General features: G+C 63.7%; 13 protein-coding genes. 9 read left to right on the top strand and 4 right to left on the bottom strand.

All coding sequences use genetic code 11. The annotated features are described in order from the left end of the window. Positions 1 to 8 precede the first annotated feature (8 nt). The 3 genes from GCN74_RS17780 to GCN74_RS17770 form a co-directional block, all read right to left on the bottom strand. Positions 9 to 1,337, bottom strand: coding sequence for a hypothetical protein (locus GCN74_RS17780; protein WP_152257908.1), 1,329 nt, complete (start codon positions 1,335 to 1,337; stop codon positions 9 to 11). Between the two features lie 130 nt (positions 1,338 to 1,467). Beyond that, entirely contained in the window at positions 1,468 to 3,597 is a 2,130-nt protein-coding gene (locus GCN74_RS17775; protein WP_152257907.1) for a DUF3274 domain-containing protein, read from the bottom strand. Positions 3,598 to 3,736: 139 nt separating this feature from the next. Continuing rightward, positions 3,737 to 4,594 carry an MBL fold metallo-hydrolase gene (locus GCN74_RS17770; RefSeq protein WP_152257906.1) on the bottom strand — a complete coding sequence of 286 codons (858 nt, stop codon included), beginning with the start codon at positions 4,592 to 4,594 and terminating at the stop codon, positions 3,737 to 3,739. A gap of 186 nt (positions 4,595 to 4,780) precedes the next feature. Between GCN74_RS17770 and GCN74_RS17765 the strand changes: the two genes are divergently transcribed. Together GCN74_RS17765 and GCN74_RS17760 are read left to right on the top strand one after the other, a co-directional pair. Then, entirely contained in the window at positions 4,781 to 5,017 is a 237-nt protein-coding gene (locus tag GCN74_RS17765) for a hypothetical protein (RefSeq protein ID WP_152257905.1), read from the top strand. A 123-nt stretch (positions 5,018 to 5,140) separates the two neighbouring features. Next, on the top strand, positions 5,141 to 5,389 hold the full coding sequence (locus GCN74_RS17760; RefSeq protein ID WP_034783948.1) for a hypothetical protein: 249 nt from the start codon (positions 5,141 to 5,143) through the stop codon (positions 5,387 to 5,389). 102 nt (positions 5,390 to 5,491) lie between these two features. Here the strand turns inward: GCN74_RS17760 and GCN74_RS17755 are convergent, their stop codons facing one another. After that, complete coding sequence (locus tag GCN74_RS17755) at positions 5,492 to 5,737, bottom strand: hypothetical protein (RefSeq protein ID WP_152257904.1); 246 nt, start codon at positions 5,735 to 5,737, stop codon at positions 5,492 to 5,494. A gap of 50 nt (positions 5,738 to 5,787) precedes the next feature. On the opposite strand from GCN74_RS17755, the gene prpB reads away from it, so the two are divergent. From prpB to GCN74_RS17720, 7 genes are all read left to right on the top strand, one after another. Continuing rightward, a complete protein-coding gene (gene prpB, locus GCN74_RS17750) occupies positions 5,788 to 6,675 on the top strand; it encodes a methylisocitrate lyase (protein WP_070220951.1) in 888 nt (295 codons plus the stop codon). Positions 6,676 to 6,744: 69 nt separating this feature from the next. Then, entirely contained in the window at positions 6,745 to 7,899 is a 1,155-nt protein-coding gene (prpC, locus tag GCN74_RS17745; RefSeq protein WP_152257903.1) for a 2-methylcitrate synthase, read from the top strand. 11 nt (positions 7,900 to 7,910) lie between these two features. Continuing rightward, on the top strand, positions 7,911 to 10,505 hold the full coding sequence (acnD, locus tag GCN74_RS17740; RefSeq protein WP_152257902.1) for a Fe/S-dependent 2-methylisocitrate dehydratase AcnD: 2,595 nt from the start codon (positions 7,911 to 7,913) through the stop codon (positions 10,503 to 10,505). A 97-nt stretch (positions 10,506 to 10,602) separates the two neighbouring features. Beyond that, positions 10,603 to 11,808, top strand: a complete 1,206-nt coding sequence (gene prpF / locus GCN74_RS17735; RefSeq protein WP_152257901.1) for a 2-methylaconitate cis-trans isomerase PrpF — start codon at positions 10,603 to 10,605, stop codon at positions 11,806 to 11,808. A 165-nt stretch (positions 11,809 to 11,973) separates the two neighbouring features. Further along, positions 11,974 to 13,530 carry an MBOAT family O-acyltransferase gene (locus GCN74_RS17730; RefSeq protein ID WP_152257900.1) on the top strand — a complete coding sequence of 519 codons (1,557 nt, stop codon included), beginning with the start codon at positions 11,974 to 11,976 and terminating at the stop codon, positions 13,528 to 13,530. 13 nt (positions 13,531 to 13,543) lie between these two features. Then, the gene (locus GCN74_RS17725) at positions 13,544 to 14,770 is read left to right on the top strand and encodes a hypothetical protein (protein ID WP_152257899.1); all 1,227 of its coding nucleotides are present in this window, start codon (positions 13,544 to 13,546) and stop codon (positions 14,768 to 14,770) included. A gap of 63 nt (positions 14,771 to 14,833) precedes the next feature. Next, a complete protein-coding gene (locus GCN74_RS17720; RefSeq protein ID WP_152257898.1) occupies positions 14,834 to 16,720 on the top strand; it encodes a propionate--CoA ligase in 1,887 nt (628 codons plus the stop codon). The last annotated feature ends 3 nt before the right edge of the window (positions 16,721 to 16,723 follow it).

Raw genomic sequence — 16,723 nt, 5'->3', positions numbered from 1 at the left:
CATCCACCTCACTGCGAGTAGCCTTGCATGTCGTCCGCCGTGTCGTGGCGGATGCCCCACCAGGGCAGATAGGCGTTATTCTCTCCGCGCGCGCGGAACCACGGCTGGTCCTGGTCTATGGGGCGTACTTTGGCCGGTGGCAAGACCAGCACGCCCGTGACGCTGCCAGGATCGCTGGTGCCCGCCACCAGCACGGGCTGGCCCACATGGTTCGCATGGGCGATGCCCAGGGCGACATTGGTCAGCGCCGTGCCGGCGCCCATTTCGCCCAGCAGGGCCGGCGTATTGAAAGTCTGCGGCAGGAAGTCGAAGCCGGGCACTTCCAGGCTCAAGGCCTGCGCCAGCCGTGCCAGCCGGTCGGATGACGTGGGCAGGGTTTTATTGGCATCGTGGATGACGTAGCCGATGTCTTCTTCCGTCTTGCCGCCATGGCGCGCCGCCTCGGCAAATACCGCCTGCCACGCCTGCACGGCGCGCGGCGGCTTGTCCTGGCCCGCTGCAAAATCTTCCACCTTGCGCGTGGCCGGATAGCCTATCCACGCCAGCGCGGCGCGCTCCGTCTTGTAATCGGGGCCGGCCAGCACCAGCAGCACGAGGTTTTCATTGATCTGCATGGGCTTGGGCCGGCTCGGCGCATCCCAGTTCATCACCCACACGGTTTGATCCGGATGCGCTTCCAGGTAGGCCAGCGCGGCGTGCAGGGAGACGAAGCCCGCGTTGTTGCCGCCCAGCGTAATGCGCACGTCGGGTGGGGTGGCGCGGGTCCAGAGGGTGGGGAAGTGGGTGTTGCCGATGCTGAAGGTGTCGGTGATGGTTTGTTGCGTGAATTGGTGTACTTCTGCCGGATCGAATTTTCCGTCAGGCAGGGCATATTCCACGCGGATGCCTGCCAGTTCGCGCCAGTTCTGTTTTTGATCCTTGGGGTAGACGTGGTAGAAGTAGGTGGAGCTGGAATAATAAATATCGTGAAAATTGGTCATCAGTTCGAGTAGATATTTATGGTGATAGCCCTTGAACGTTTCCCTTCCATTGATATCGTGGGCAATGGGGGCGACTGCCTGCAAGGTACTGAAGCCCCTGGGATCCGTCCTGACCATATCGTCATTCTTGTTGGGTTTGGCCAGGCCAAGCGTCCAGAGCAGTTGCCACTCGGTGGGATAGTCGCGCCGCTGCAGAGGGTTGAGCCACTGCAGGCCCACGACCTGTGCCCGGAAGGGAGCTTGGACAGTGGTTTTTGGGAGACCTTCTTCTTTCTGCGCCGGCTTCACGGCGCAGGCTGTCAATAGCGCAAACATGGAGCTGGCGGCCAGCATGGGCAGCGCGAGGAACTGTTTCATGAAGTCTCCAGGAGAATGGACATGCTGGTGACCGGCATAGCCCGGCCAGGTGAAACCAAGTGCTAGGAAAATGACGCAGAGAAACGTGGCGAGGGCCCAGGTCAGTCGCTGGCGCGGCGTGGCAATGAACTTATGCACCGTCAGTCCTTAGCGCAAAGTTGCTGGAAGTGCTGGCGGGCTTGGCGTTCTGGCGTTCGTCTATGATGCCTCTCGGCTTTCTGGCAGGGCTGTCTTTGTCATTTGCCCACGTAAATAGAGGGACAGTTTTAAATGTGCCATTGTCGTAGTATTCAAAGAATTCTCCAGACTCGAAAGAGGCGCCTTTCAATAGGCTCCAATCCGCCGCAACCCTTAATTCGCGCAACTCCTCCTGCCCGATCGTGCACACCCCCACCGCCACGTCATACGCCAGTGCCTTTTCCGCATGCTCGGGATTGGTCATGATGGTCGAGTGATCGGTGGCGTGGGTGTCGATATTGGCGGCCAGGTAGTTCTGGATTTCCTGCTTGCGCCAGGCCTTGAATTCCTTGGAAGCCTTGTCCGGCTGGTCCACCGGCGTCTCAGGCTTGCCTTTTTCCACCCAGCCGTCGCGCCTGGCCTGCATGCGTAGCATGCCGTTCTGTTCGTAGCGCAGCGCTGCCTCGGTGTGCGCATCGCCCTTGCCCTTGGATCGGTAAGGCGCATACTCTTCATCGGCGTCGGCGGCGCGGTCCTTGTGCAGGGAGTCGGCCGGGGCATCGCAGCCTTCGTCAAATGCTTCGCCGATGCCGGCAAGGCGTTTTGAATGCGGCAGGAAGGGCACGGGCAGCTTGGGCGCCTTCATGGGCAGCCGCCAGGTCTTGGGCGGCAGGGCGTTGATGCGCGTGCCGGCCGTCTTGGCGAGAATGATGACGATGGGCGCGAGCAAGAAGGTCAGTATCTTGCGCCCGATGCCTTTGCTGGCCCGCATGCCCTTTTCGATCGAGTACCCGGCGACCAGCGACCGTGGGTGCCAGAAATCGATGCTGTCCGGCGTCAAGGGCTGGCCATTGCGCTGCCAGATATCGTAGTCCTGTTCATTTTCCTGGCCGACGAGGTGATTTTGCGCAAACACGCGCTGGGTGAAGACGCCGTCGCCGCCCGTATCGGCAATTTCCTGTGCCGACATGCCGCGCCAGCCGATGCCCTGCACGGGCGTGGCGGAGATCACCTGGTCGTGCGGATTGAAATACAAGGTGACCCGGCCATAGGTGGAGCCATGCAAGCCGTGGTCGGCGCGGTCGAACGCGGCCGTATAGCTGTCCTTGCGCTCAGGCTTGCGATTGGCGCTGCACTCGTCGACGAAGGCGGCATCCTGCTGCATTGCCGCGCGGGCGCGCAGGATGTTGAAAAACGCTTTCAAGGTTTGCGTGCGCGCCGCGTATTTTTGCCGGCCCGTGTTGCCATGTTCGTCCGTCAAATGGCCGCTGACCCAGTTTTCCGTGAAGTTGCTGTCGAGCAGGCTATAGGGCGGGTTGCACAGTACGTAGCAGTCGGCCACGGCGGACGGCCCGAGCGTTTCGCCGAGAAAGGCGGCCGCCATGGCCACCATATTGCCCTGGCTATGGCAGACGATGGTGACGGGCGCGTCGTGCTGGCACGCCCTGATCGATTGCACGAGGCGCGCCAGGCGCCAGGCGGCAAACACGAAATACGGGCGCGGCGGGCAGGCATACACTTGCCGGTCATTCGTCGGGTTCATGTGCTGGATATGCATCCACAGGAACAGTTCCTCGGACAATCCCTTGCCCCACAGATCTGGCAGGGCGCTGCAACCGTTGGCGAACGGTCCGCCGCCCCAGTAATTCTTTTCGTTGAGATAGATGCCGTCGCCAAACGCCTGCAATTCCTCGCCATTGGCCTTGTAGCCCCAGCGGAAGCGGATCACGGGGGAATTGGCATCGTCTGCCTGCAGGAAGGTGGTGGCGTTGCGCTTGGGATTGAGGAAACCGTCATCCGTCAATTCGCGTGTGTAGGTGGCAGCCTGCATCTGCCCGGCCGCCGGGCCCGGGATCGCCAGATCCTCGTCGCGGCGTTTCAGGCGCGCATTCAGGCCCGCGCACAGGCCTTGTTCGGCCTGTTCATACCATTCGCCATCGGAATTGACGCCATGCACGAAGATGACGATGCCGGGGCGGGGCAGGCGCGTGACGGCCTGGAGCAGCGCATGGCTGAACAGGGCCGTGCCTTCGGCTTCGGCGAGCAGGATGCAATTGCCAGCTAGCGTGGGGTCGGGCGACATGCGGGCGCTCCGTCAGCGTTAATGAAGAAAAGCGTCGCCCAAGCGAACTCGGGCAATCTGCACTGTATGCGGATTGCCTGAGGTGGAACTTGCGTGGTGTCAAGAAAGGAGGGGCGGCGGGCAGGGAATGCCGGGGCGGTCAGATCGCGTTCAGCGGTATCTTGAGGTAGCGCACGCCGTTTTCTTCCGGTTCGGGCAGCTTGCCCGCATTGATGTTGACCTGGATGGCGGGCAGGATCAAGGTCGGCATGTCGAGGGTGGCGTCGCGGCCCGTGCGCATGGCCACGAACTGTTCTTCCGTGATGCCGTCGCGCAGGTGGATATTGCTGGCGCGCTGTTCGGCCACCGTCACTTCCCAGCGCGCTTCGCGGCCGTTGGGCGGGTAGTCGTGGCACATGAACAGCCGCGTCTTGGGCGGCAGCGCCAGCAAGCGCTGCACGGAGCGGTACAGCAGCGCGGCCGAGCCGCCGGGGAAATCGCAGCGGGCCGAACCCACGTCCGGCATGAACAGGGTGTCGCCGACAAACACGGCGTCGCCGATCTGGTAGGCCAGGTCGGCCGGCGTGTGGCCGGGCACGTGCAGTGCGCGCACTTCCAGCTTGCCGATATAAAACACCTGGTCGGGCGCGAACAGCTGGTCGAACTGCGAGCCGTCGGCCTTGGCCGCACCCTGGTGGTAGACGGCGGCGAACGCCTGCTGCACCGTCTGGATGGCGGCGCCGATGGCCACGTCGCCGCCCAGCTGCTGCTGCAGGTAGGGCGCGGCGGACAGGTGGTCCGCATGGGCATGGGTTTCCAGCAGCCAGCGGCATTGCAAGCGGTGCGCGCGCACGAAGGCGATCACCTTGTCGGCCGACGTGGTCGAGGTGCGGCCCGCCTTCGGATCGTAGTCGAGCACGGAATCGATGATGGCGCAGGCCTGGCCATCCGCCTCGTAGACAACATAGGTGACGGTGGCGGTGGCGGGGTCGAAGAAGGCTTGGATTTGTGGGGTCATCGCGGCGGCAAAGGACGGGCAAGGGATGGACAGGAAAGGCATTATAGCGCCAGAGTTCGCTGAGAAAATGTTGAGAATTGACATTTAACATGCGAAAAACAGATAAGCGGGCAGGCATGCGCCCGTCACAGCCGTGCGCACCCTGGCGCTTGCTGCGTGGTAACCTCATCCTACAAGGAGGAATTCATGAACGATACCACTGCACGCAGCGAGCAATACCGCGGTTTTACGATTTCGGTGACCCCGCAAAAGGACAATGACGATTTATGGGATTTTACCTACCGCCTGCAGCGCGAAGGCGAGACTGCGGCGCAGGCGATCACGCGCAGCCGCACCTTGGGCGGTTATGCGGCACCCGAGACGGCTTGCGCGGCCGGCCTGGAAGTGGCCAAGACGGAAGTGGATAACCTGCTGCGTCCTTGAGCCAGCGTAAATCGTTTAGCCCGAAAGTGCGCCTGGCTACGACCGGCGCGTGAAACACGTCGCTAGCGGTCGCGCTTCATGCTACGATTTCCACCATTGAGTCAGTCACGAAGGAGGCACCCCATGGATAGCAGTTCTAAAATTCACTATAAAGGCTGGGAAATCGTTCCCCTGGCCGTGCCCACCACCGATGGCAAATGGTCGGCCAGCTGCGACATCGAGCGCGCCACGGCGGAAGGCCTGGAAGTGTTCGAAGGCTCGACCATGCAGTTCGTGCGCGACGACGAGGAGGGCGCCATTGCCGCCGCCTGCGAAGAAGCCGTGCGCCAGATCGACAACATCATCGCCAACCCGCTGGTACGGCTGGCCTGATTCCAGTTCTTTCAGCAACCCTGCAGCCGGCGCCCGCCGGCTGTTTTTCATGCGGCGCGCCGCCGTCTCCTTGCCTCCCTCCCGGTTTGCCGACCGAACGCCTCACCCGGCAGCTAGCGCCATGTCCAGTTTCATGTTTCTATTGGATGTTTCAAAAGAATGTTTCAAATGAAATATGTGAAACGTATTTGAAACACTAGCGGCATCAATCGTGACATCGCTGTTCTCTTGCGTGACAGCGCGCACGGCGCCGATGCCTGGCCGTTTCCCCCGCTTTTCACTGTGCCGCGGCCCATTTTCCGCACGGCGGCAGGGGGCTGGCACGGCATTTGCAATACTGATGCTCATAGCCACTCCGTGAAACATTCGGGACCATCCGAAACCCATAAGGTGAACACATGACTCAATACTCCGCAGGTGCCGCATTCCGCAAGGCCGTCCAGGAAGAATCCCCGTTGCAAGTCGTCGGCGCCATCAACGCCAACCACGCCTTGCTGGCCAAGCGCGCCGGCTATAAAGCCATCTACCTGTCCGGCGGCGGCGTCGCGGCCGGCTCCCTGGGCTTGCCCGACCTGGGCATTTCCAGCCTGGACGACGTGCTGACCGACATCCGCCGCATCACCGATGTATGCGACCTGCCGCTGCTGGTCGACGCCGACACGGGCTTCGGCGCTTCCGCCTTCAACGTGGCGCGCACGGTGAAATCGATGATCAAGTTCGGCGCGGCCGGCCTGCATATCGAAGACCAGGTGGGTGCCAAGCGCTGCGGTCATCGTCCTGGCAAGGAAATCGTGAGCAAGGAAGAAATGGTCGACCGCATCAAGGCGGCCGTCGATGCGCGCACGGACCCGAACTTCGTCATCATGGCGCGCACCGATGCGCTGGCCGTCGACGGCCTGGAAGCGGCGCTGGAACGCGCCGTCGCCTGCGTCGAGGCGGGCGCCGACATGATCTTCCCGGAAGCCATCACGGACCTGGACATGTACGCCACGTTTGCCAAGGCCGTCAACGTGCCCATCCTGGCCAACATCACGGAATTCGGTTCCACGCCGCTGTTCACCCTGGACGAACTGCGCAGCGCCCACGTGGGCCTGGCCCTGTATCCGCTGTCCGCCTTCCGCGCCATGAACAAGGCGGCGGAAAACGTCTACCAGGCGCTGCGCCGCGACGGCACGCAAAAGAACGTCGTCGACACCATGCAGACGCGCATGGAGCTGTATGAATCGATCAACTACCACGACTTCGAGCAAAAGCTCGACGCGCTGTTCGCCGCGCAAAAGAAATAAGTAAAGTAGCAGGGACCGCATGCCGGTCCCCAAGTGACGCACCCGAGACTATTCAATCTGGAGAACACAATGACCGCACCGCAAGCCGCCACTTTCAAGCCTAAAAAATCCGTCGCCCTGTCCGGCGTCACCGCCGGCAACACGGCGCTGTGCTCGGTCGGCAAGACCGGCAACGATTTGCACTACCGCGGCTATGACATCCTGGACGTGGCCGACAGCTGCGAGTTCGAGGAAATCGCCTACCTGCTGGTGCACGGCAAGCTGCCGACTTCCGCCGAACTGAAAGGCTACAAGGCCAAATTGAAATCGCTGCGCGGCCTGCCGTCGGCAGTGAAAGCGGCGCTGGAAGCGCTGCCCGCCGCCGCCCACCCGATGGACGTGATGCGCACGGGCGTGTCCGTGCTGGGCTGCACCCTGCCGGAAAAGGACGACCACAACGCGCCGGGCGCGCGCGACATCGCCGACCGCCTGATGGCGTCGTTCGGCTCCATGCTGCTGTACTGGTACCACTACAGCCATAACGGCAAGCGCATCGAAGTGGAAACGGACGACGAGTCGATCGGCGGCCACTTCCTGCACCTGCTGCACGGCGAAAAACCGTCGGCGTCGTGGGAAAAAGCCATGCACACCTCGCTGATCCTGTACGCGGAACACGAATTCAACGCCTCGACCTTCACCAGCCGCGTCATCGCCGGCACGGGCTCGGACATTCACTCGGCCATCACGGGCGCCATCGGCGCGCTGCGCGGCCCGAAACACGGCGGCGCGAATGAAGTGGCGCTGGACATCCAGAAGCGCTACGACAACGCCGACGAAGCGGAAGCGGACATCCGCGAACGCGTGGCCAACAAGGAAGTGGTGATCGGCTTCGGCCACCCCGTCTACACGATTTCCGACCCGCGCAACGTGGTCATCAAGGAAGTGGCGCGCAACTTGTCGCTGGAAGCGGGTTCCACGAAGATGTTCGACATCGCCGAGCGCCTGGAATCGGTCATGTGGGAAATCAAGAACATGTTCCCGAACCTGGACTGGTTCTCGGCCGTGTCCTACCACATGATGGGCGTGCCGACGGCGATGTTCACGCCGCTGTTCGTCATTTCGCGCACTTCGGGCTGGGCCGCCCACATCATCGAGCAGCGCATCGACAACAAGATCATCCGCCCGAGCGCCAACTACGTGGGGCCGGAAGACCTGGAATTCGTGCCGATCAAGGACCGCAAATAATGAGCGCCAACATGAACACCTTGCACCGCAAATCCTTGCCGGGCACCCCGCTAGACTATTTCGACACGCGCGCCGCCGTCGATGCGATCCAGCCAGGCGCCTACGCCACCTTGCCCTACACTTCGCGCGTGCTGGCGGAGAACCTCGTGCGCCGCTGCGACCCGGCCACCCTGGACGCGTCCCTGAGCCAGTTCATCGAACGCCGCCGCGACCTCGATTTCCCGTGGTTCCCCGCCCGCGTCGTCTGCCATGACATCCTGGGCCAGACGGCCCTGGTGGACCTGGCCGGCCTGCGCGACGCCATTGCGGCCCAGGGCGGCGACCCGGCCCTCGTCAACCCCGTCGTGCCGACGCAGCTGGTGGTCGACCATTCGCTGGCCGTCGAATGCGGCGGTTTCGACCCGGACGCCTTCGCCAAGAACCGCGCCATCGAAGACCGCCGCAATGAAGACCGTTTCGACTTCATCGACTGGACCAAGAAAGCGTTCAAGAACGTCGATGTGATCCCGCCCGGCAACGGCATCCTGCACCAGATCAATCTGGAGCGCATGTCGCCCGTGATCCAGGTGCAGGATGGCGTGGCCTATCCGGACACCCTGGTGGGTACGGATTCGCACACGCCGATGGTCGATGCGCTGGGCGTGATCGCCATCGGCGTGGGCGGCCTGGAAGCGGAAAGCGTGATGCTGGGCCGCGCTTCGTGGATGCGCCTGCCCGACATCATCGGCGTCAAGCTGACGGGCAAGCCGCAGCCGGGCATCACGGCCACCGATACGGTGCTAGCGCTGACGGAATTTTTGCGCAAGCAGAAGGTCGTCTCGTCCTACCTGGAATTCTTCGGCGAGGGCGCGTCGCACCTGACCCTGGGCGACCGCGCCACGATTTCCAACATGGCGCCGGAGTTCGGCGCCACGGCCGCCATGTTCTACATCGACGAGCAGACCATCAAGTATCTGAAATTGACGGGCCGAGACGACGAACTGGTGAAGCTGGTGGAACTGTATGCGAAAGAGACGGGCCTGTGGGCCGACAGCCTGAAGGACGCCGAGTACGAGCGCGTCCTGAGCTTCGACCTGTCGTCCGTCGTGCGCAATATCGCGGGACCATCGAACCCGCACAACCGTGTGCCGACGTCGGAACTGGCGGCGCGCGGGATTTCCGGCGTGGTGGAAAACGAGCCGGGCAAGATGCCGGACGGCGCCGTCATCATTGCAGCCATCACCAGCTGCACCAATACGAACAACCCGCGCAACATGATCGCCGCGGGCCTGATCGCGCGCAATGCGAACCGCCTGGGTCTCACGCGCAAGCCGTGGGTGAAATCGTCGCTGGCGCCCGGCTCGAAAACCGTGGAACTGTACCTGCAGGAAGCGGGCCTGATGCCGGAGCTGGAACAACTGGGCTTTGGCGTCGTGGCGTTTGCCTGCACCTCGTGCAACGGCATGTCGGGCGCGCTCGATCCCGTGATCCAGGAAGAAGTGGTATCGCGCGACCTGTACGCGACGGCCGTCTTGTCGGGCAACCGCAATTTCGATGGCCGCATCCACCCGTACGCGAAGCAGGCTTTCCTCGCTTCGCCGCCGCTGGTGGTGGCGTACGCGATCGCCGGCACCATCCGCTTCGATATCGAGAAGGATGTGCTGGGCCATGATGCGGACGGCAAGGCCATCCTGCTCAAGGATATCTGGCCGTCCGACGAGGAAATCGACGCCATCGTCGCTGCCAGCGTCAAGCCGGAGCAGTACCGCAAGGTCTACATCCCGATGTTTGCCGCGCAGGCGGACGATGGCCAGAAGGTCAGCCCCCTGTACGACTGGCGTCCGCAGACGACGTACATCCGCCGTCCGCCGTACTGGGAAGGCGCGCTGGCCGGCGCGCGCCCATTGAAGGGCATGCGTCCACTGGCTGTCCTGGGCGACAACATCACGACCGACCATTTGTCGCCATCGAACGCCATCATGCTCGACAGCGCGGCCGGAGAATACCTGGCGAAAATGGGCTTGCCCGAGGAAGACTTCAATTCCTACGCCACGCACCGGGGCGACCACCTGACGGCGCAGCGCGCCACGTTTGCCAATCCGACCCTGAAAAACGAGATGGTGATCGAGGACGGCAAGGTCAAGGCGGGTTCGCTTACGCGCATCGAGCCGGAAGGCAAGATCTCGCGCATGTGGGAAGCCATCGAGGTGTACATGGAGCGCAAGCAGCCATTGATCATCATCGCCGGCGCCGACTATGGCCAGGGATCTTCGCGCGACTGGGCCGCCAAGGGCGTGCGCCTGGCCGGCGTGGAAGCCATCGTGGCCGAAGGTTTTGAACGCATCCACCGCACCAACCTGGTGGGCATGGGCGTTTTGCCGCTGGAGTTCTTGCCCGGCGTGAACCGCAAGACCCTGGGCCTGGACGGCAGCGAAACCTATGACGTCGCGGGCGAGCGCACGCCGCGCTCCACCCTGACCTTGTTGATCCATCGCAAGAACGGCGAAACGGTGGAAGTGCCCGTCACCTGCCGCCTCGACACGGCGGAAGAGGTGTCGATCTACGAGGCCGGCGGCGTGCTGCAGCGCTTCGCGCAGGATTTCCTCGAGTCGTCGAAGGCGGCGTAAACCAGGGGTCAGACCCGCCGGGTCTGACCCCTGCCTTGTGCTGCGGGGACGCTGTCGTCCTCGCAGCGCAGGCAAAGAACTTCTGCGGAAATATACAATGACCCACATCCCCCAAATCAAAATCCCCGCCACCTATATGCGCGGCGGCACCAGCAAGGGCGTGTTTTTCCGCCTGCAGGATTTGCCGGCCAGCGCGCAAGTGCCGGGCGCGGCGCGCGACGCCTTGCTGCTGCGCGTGATCGGCAGCCCCGACCCGTACGGCAAGCAGATCGACGGCATGGGCGGCGCCACGTCCAGCACCAGCAAGACGGTGATCCTGTCGGCCAGCACGCAGCCGGAACATGACGTCGACTACCTGTTCGGCCAGGTTTCCATCGACAAGCCCTTCGTCGACTGGAGCGGCAACTGCGGCAACCTGTCGGCCGCCGTCGGCTCGTTTGCCATCGCCAGCGGCCTGGTAGATCCAGGGCGCGTGCCGCAAAACGGCATCGCCACGGTACGCATCTGGCAAGCCAATATCGGCAAGACCATCATCGCCCATGTCCCCGTGACGCATGGCGAAGTGCAGGAAACGGGCGACTTCGAGCTCGATGGCGTGACCTTCCCGGCCGCCGAAGTGAAGCTGGAATTCCTCGACCCGGCGGCAGACGAGGAGGGCGGCGACGGCGCCAGCTCGGCCATGTTCCCTACCGGTAACCTCGTCGACGACCTGGACGTGCCCGGCATCGGCGTGTTGAAAGTCACGATGATCAATGCCGGCATCCCGACGATCTTTGTCGATGCGCACGCCATCGGCTACACGGGCACGGAACTGCAGGACGCCATCAATGGCGATCCGGCCGCGCTGGCCCGCTTCGAGACCATCCGCGCGCATGGCGCCTTGCGCATGGGTTTGATTTCCCGCCTGGATGAAGCGGCCAAACGCCAGCACACGCCGAAAGTGGCGTTTGTCGCCAGGCCGGCCAGCTATGTGTCGTCCAGCGGCAAGCCGGTGGACGCGGGCGGGATCGACCTGCTGGTGCGCGCCATGTCCATGGGCAAGCTGCATCACGCCATGATGGGCACGGCGGCCGTGGCCATCGGCACGGCAGCCGCCATTCCCGGCACCCTGGTCAACCTGGCGGCGGGCGGCGGCGCGCGCAACTCGGTACGTTTCGGCCACCCGTCCGGCACCCTGATGGTGGGGGCGGAAGCGGCGCTGGTCGACGGCGCCTGGAGCGTTACCAAGGCCATCATGAGCCGCAGCGCGCGCGTGCTGATGGAAGGGGCCGTGCGCGTTCCTGGCGATTCCTTCGGCGCATAAGCCTTGCTGGCCGGGCCGCGGGGGCCCGGCCTGTCATGAATCTCAAGAAAAATTGATTTTTCCGCTAGTCGGAAAACGAACGACGGGGAAAAATGGCATGACGCCGCGCCATTGCGGCACGTGGCCACCATCAGCAAACCTTAACGCTGCCAGACCGGTGAACAGATGCTATTCAATTCCTACGTCTTCCTGTTTGCGTATCTGCCCATCACGGTCGCGGGATTCTTCATCCTGGGACGCCGCAGTCAATGGGGGGCGGCAGCCTGGCTGGCAGGCGCCTCGCTGTTCTTCTACGGCTGGTGGGATTACCGCTACCTGCCGCTGCTGCTGGGCTCCGTCATCTTCAATTACGGCTGCGCGGCCCTGCTTGCGCCAGGACGCGCCAGCCACCGCAAAGGCTTGCTGGCGGCGGCCATCGCCGCCAACCTTGGCCTGCTCGCCTACTACAAATACGCGGGATTTTTCCTTGCCAGCGCGGCGCAATTGCTGGCGCAGCCGCTGCCCGCCTTGCATGTGATTCTGCCGATCGGCATTTCCTTTTTTACCTTTACCCAGATCGCCTTTCTGGTCGATACCTACAAGGGCCGGGCGCAGGAAAGCCGCTTCGTCCACTACCTGCTGTTCGTCACTTATTTCCCGCACCTGATCGCGGGCCCCGTATTGCACCACAAGGAGATGATGCCGCAGTTCGCCGACCGGCGCATCTTTCGCCTGTCGGCCAGGAATGTCGCCATCGGCAGCACCATCTTTTTCATCGGCCTGGCAAAAAAAGTGCTGATTGCCGACAATATCGGCCCGTATGCGGCGCCGCTGTTCGACAACCCGGCCGCGCCCTCGCTGCTGGTCGCCTGGGGCGGAGTCCTGGCGTATGCCTTCCAGCTGTACTTCGATTTTTCCGGCTATTCCGACATGGCCATCGGCCTGTCGCGCCTGTTCGGCGTGCGCCTGCCATTGAACTTCGACTCGCCCTATCAATCGCGCAATATCGCGCAATTCTGGCGCCGCTGGCACATGACCCTGTCGCGCTTCCTGCGCGATTACCTGTACATCCCGCTGGGCGGCAAGCGCTGCGGGCCCGCGCGGCGCTACCTGAACCTGATGGTCACCATGGTGCTGGGCGGCTTGTGGCATGGCGCCGGCTGGAATTTCATCGTCTGGGGGGCGCTGCATGGCGCCTACCTGGCCATCCACAAGGGCTGGAGCACTGCCGCGCGCCGGTTTCACCTGGCTGGCGATACGCGCGTGGGGAAGGTCCTGGCGACCCTGCTCACCTTTGCCGCCGTCTGCCTTGCCTGGGTCTTCTTTCGCGCCCCCGACATGCCCGTCGCCCTGACGATCATCAAGGGCATGGCGGGTGGCTTTGGCCTCGCCCTGCCCGATGCGCTGGCTGTCCATCTGCTGCCGCTGCAGGCTGCGCTGACGGCCATGGGCACGGGCTTTTACCTGGGCGGCGGCACCGTCTTCATCGAGACCTGGACGTGGATAGCGGTGGCGGCGCTGCTGACGTTTGCCATGCCGAATACGCAGCAGATCATGCGCCGTTTCGAGCCCGCGCTGGATTTCCAGGCCAGTGCCGCAGCGGGCGGGCAGGGCGGGCGGGGTATGCGGCGCCTGCTCACCTGGCGCGCCTCCCCCGCCTGGGCGGCGGCCATCGCCCTGCTGGCGCTGGCGAGCATGCTGGCGCTGAACCGTCCCGCCGAATTTTTGTATTTCCAGTTCTAGGGGAGGGCAAAGCATGACGGCTTCCCCCTTCAAGTCGTATCTGGCGACCCTGGCGCTGCTGATGGCGGGAGGCTCCTTGCTGGCTGGCGCTTTCGTGGCCATCGTCGATCCTTACGGCCTGTACGGCATTGTGCTGCGCGACGATTTCAATGCGGTCAAGCCGGGCCTGACCCGCTACCAGAACCAGATCAAGCAGGAGCTTGCGCTGCGCAGGCGGCCGCAATTCATCATCCTCGGCAACTCGCGCGCCGAAATCGGCTTCGATCCGCGCGCCGGCGCCTTGTCGGCGCTGGGCGCCGGCTATAACCTGGCGATTCCCGGCACGGGCCTGGCCACGTCCGCCAGCCAGTTCGCGCAATTGCGGCAGGCTGGCGTGCAGCCACGCACGGTCATCGTCGGCATGGAATTCATCGATTTTCTCAACCCCGCTGCCGCGCCGGCCGCACGCCCTGTCGCCGCGACCACGGCCCCGGCTCCTGCGCGCGCGTTCTGGCGCTTCGATACGCTCTTTTCCCTGGCCTCCGTCAAGGATGCCGTGCATACGCTGCGCATCCAGCATGACGCGCAGGCTGCCACCCTGACGGCCGACGGCTTCAATCCCTTGCTGGAATATGGCGCCCATGCGCGCCGCGATGGCTACCACAAGATGTTTGCGCAGCGGGCACAGGAAAGCGCTGCCAACTTGCGCCGGAAATCGACGCGCGGCCTTGCCACCGAAGACTTTCACTCCTTGCGCGCCTTTTTGCTGGCAATGGCGGCCACGCAGGCAGACATCAAGCTGGTGATTTACCCGTATCACGCGCAAATGCTGGCCATGTTTGAAGCGGCCGGGCTGTGGCCCCTGTTCGATGAGTGGAAGACAGGGCTGGTGCTGGCTATGGGCGCGGTCAAGGCGCAGTACCCGGACGCGCGCATTTCCCTCACTGATTTCAGCGGCTATGGCGCGTACAACTGCGAGCACATTCCCGCCGCCAATGAGCGGGATAGTGCCACCCGCTGGTACTGGGAAGCGGGGCATTTCAAGAAGGCGCTGGGCGATATCGTGCTGCAGCGCCTGATGTCGCCCACTGCCAGGGCGCCCGGCGACGGGCAGTTCGGCATGCCGCTCGATGGCGCCAGTCTGGCGCAAAACCGCGCGCGCATCGCGCAGGAACGGGGTGCCTGCGCGGCGGCGCAGCCGGCATTGTTCGCAACGCAGCTGCTCGCTGCGCAGGATAGCCATACCGGAGGACGCAGATGAACAGATAAGCACAACATGCAGGAACCCACAATAACGACAGATTGCACGCCTACCGGAGGAGACATGAATTTCGCAGCATTTTATCAACGCTCGATCGACACGCCTGACGCTTTCTGGCGCGAGGAAGCGGCAAAGATCGATTGGCATGCCCCGTTTTCGCAAGTGCTCGATTATTCGCGCCCGCCGTTCGCCAGATGGTTCGTCGGCGGCACCACCAATTTGTGCCACAACGCCGTGGACCGCTGGGTGGACAGCCAGGGCGATGCCGCTGCGCTGATCGCCATTTCCACGGAAACCAATACGGAGCGCAGCTACAGCTTCCGCGAGCTGCAGCGCGAAGTGGAGCGCTGCGCCGCCATCCTGCAGTCGCTGGGCGTGGTCAAGGGCGACCGCGTGCTGATCTACATGCCGATGATCGCCGAGGCGGCTTTCGCCATGCTCGCCTGCGCCCGCATCGGCGCCGTGCATTCCGTGGTGTTCGGCGGCTTTGCCGCCAACAGCCTGGCCAGCCGCATCGACGATGCGCAGCCCAAACTGGTATTCTCCGCCGATGCCGGCTCGCGCAATGGCAAGGCGATCCCCTACAAGCCGCTGCTCGACGAAGCCATCCGCCTGGCCAGCCACAAGCCGCAGCACGTGCTGCTGGTCGACCGCCACCTGGTGCCGATGGAACTGGTAGAGGACCGCGACGCCGATTACGCGGCGCTGCGCGCGCAGCATCTCGACGCGCAGGTGCCCGTCGCGTGGCTCGAATCGAACGAACCGTCGTACGTGCTGTACACCTCGGGCACGACGGGCAAGCCCAAGGGCGTGCAGCGCGACGTGGGCGGCTATGCGGTGGCGCTGGCGTCGTCGATGCAGTACAACTTCTGCGGCAAGCCCGGCGAGACCTTCTTTGCCACCTCGGATATCGGCTGGGTGGTGGGCCATTCCTATATCGTCTACGGCCCGCTGATCGCCGGCATGGCCACCATCCTGTACGAAGGCCTGCCCATCTGTCCCGATGCGGGCATCTGGTGGAGCATCGTCGAAAAATACCGGGTTACGCGCATGTTTTCGGCGCCCACGGCCATCCGCGTGCTGCGCAAGCACCCGGTGGAACTGATGCGCAAATACGACTTGTCTTCCCTGAAGGCGCTGTACCTGGCGGGCGAGCCGCTCGATGAAACCACCTCGCAATGGATCGCCGATGAACTGCAAGTGGACATCATCGACAACTACTGGCAGACGGAGACGGGCTGGCCGATCCTGTCGGTGGCCAAAGGGGTGGCGGCCACGCCCACGCGCCTGGGCAGCCCGGGCATGGCCATGTATGGCTACCAGGTCAAGCTGCTCAACGAGGCGACGGGCGAAGAGTGCGGCGCCAACGAGAAGGGCGTGCTGGTGCTGGAAGGCCCGCTGCCGCCCGGCTGCATGCAGACCGTGTACGGCGACGATGAGCGTTTCGTCGACACCTACTGGTCCACCTTCAGCGGCCGGCAAGTGTATTCCACCTTCGACTGGGGCGTGCGCGACGCGGACGGCTACTACTTCATCCTGGGCCGCACGGACGATGTGATCAACGTGGCCGGCCACCGCCTGGGCACGCGCGAGATCGAGGAAAGCATCACCAGCCACCCAAACGTGTCGGAAGTGGCGGTGGTGGGCGTGGAGGACAAGCTCAAGGGACAGATGGCGATGGCCTTCGTGATCCTGAAGGACCCGCAGGGTGTCGACGGCGTCGAAGCGAAAGCGGCGCTGGAGCGCGAAGTGATGGCCGTGGTCGACCGCCAGCTGGGCGCCGTGGCGCGGCCCGCGCGCGTGCTGTTCGTGGCGCAGCTGCCGAAGACGCGTTCGGGCAAGCTGCTGCGCCGCTCGATCCAGGCCATTTGCGAAGGGCGCAGCCCGGGCGACCTGACGTCGATGGATGACCCGGCATCGCTGCAGCAGATCCAGGCAGCACTGGCGTAAACG

This window comes from Janthinobacterium sp. FT14W, from assembly GCF_009208755.1.
In the GTDB taxonomy this organism is placed as follows: Bacteria; Pseudomonadota; Gammaproteobacteria; order Burkholderiales; family Burkholderiaceae_D; genus Janthinobacterium; species Janthinobacterium violaceinigrum.
Note: the sequence above shows the minus strand (reverse complement) of the source record. Positions and strands in the feature narration are given on the sequence as shown.

Coding starts and splice junctions, on each gene's coding strand:
- GCN74_RS17775 (WP_152257907.1), bottom strand. CDS start 3,597: ATGTCGCCCGACCCCACGCTAGCTGGCAATTGCATCCTGCTCGCCGAA.
- GCN74_RS17755 (WP_152257904.1), bottom strand. CDS start 5,737: ATGAGCATCAGTATTGCAAATGCCGTGCCAGCCCCCTGCCGCCGTGCG.
- prpF (WP_152257901.1), top strand. CDS start 10,603: ATGACCCACATCCCCCAAATCAAAATCCCCGCCACCTATATGCGCGGC.
- GCN74_RS17725 (WP_152257899.1), top strand. CDS start 13,544: ATGACGGCTTCCCCCTTCAAGTCGTATCTGGCGACCCTGGCGCTGCTG.
- GCN74_RS17770 (WP_152257906.1), bottom strand. CDS start 4,594: ATGACCCCACAAATCCAAGCCTTCTTCGACCCCGCCACCGCCACCGTC.
- prpC (WP_152257903.1), top strand. CDS start 6,745: ATGACCGCACCGCAAGCCGCCACTTTCAAGCCTAAAAAATCCGTCGCC.
- acnD (WP_152257902.1), top strand. CDS start 7,911: ATGAACACCTTGCACCGCAAATCCTTGCCGGGCACCCCGCTAGACTAT.
- GCN74_RS17780 (WP_152257908.1), bottom strand. CDS start 1,337: ATGAAACAGTTCCTCGCGCTGCCCATGCTGGCCGCCAGCTCCATGTTT.
- GCN74_RS17720 (WP_152257898.1), top strand. CDS start 14,834: ATGAATTTCGCAGCATTTTATCAACGCTCGATCGACACGCCTGACGCT.
- prpB (WP_070220951.1), top strand. CDS start 5,788: ATGACTCAATACTCCGCAGGTGCCGCATTCCGCAAGGCCGTCCAGGAA.
- GCN74_RS17765 (WP_152257905.1), top strand. CDS start 4,781: ATGAACGATACCACTGCACGCAGCGAGCAATACCGCGGTTTTACGATT.
- GCN74_RS17730 (WP_152257900.1), top strand. CDS start 11,974: ATGCTATTCAATTCCTACGTCTTCCTGTTTGCGTATCTGCCCATCACG.
- GCN74_RS17760 (WP_034783948.1), top strand. CDS start 5,141: ATGGATAGCAGTTCTAAAATTCACTATAAAGGCTGGGAAATCGTTCCC.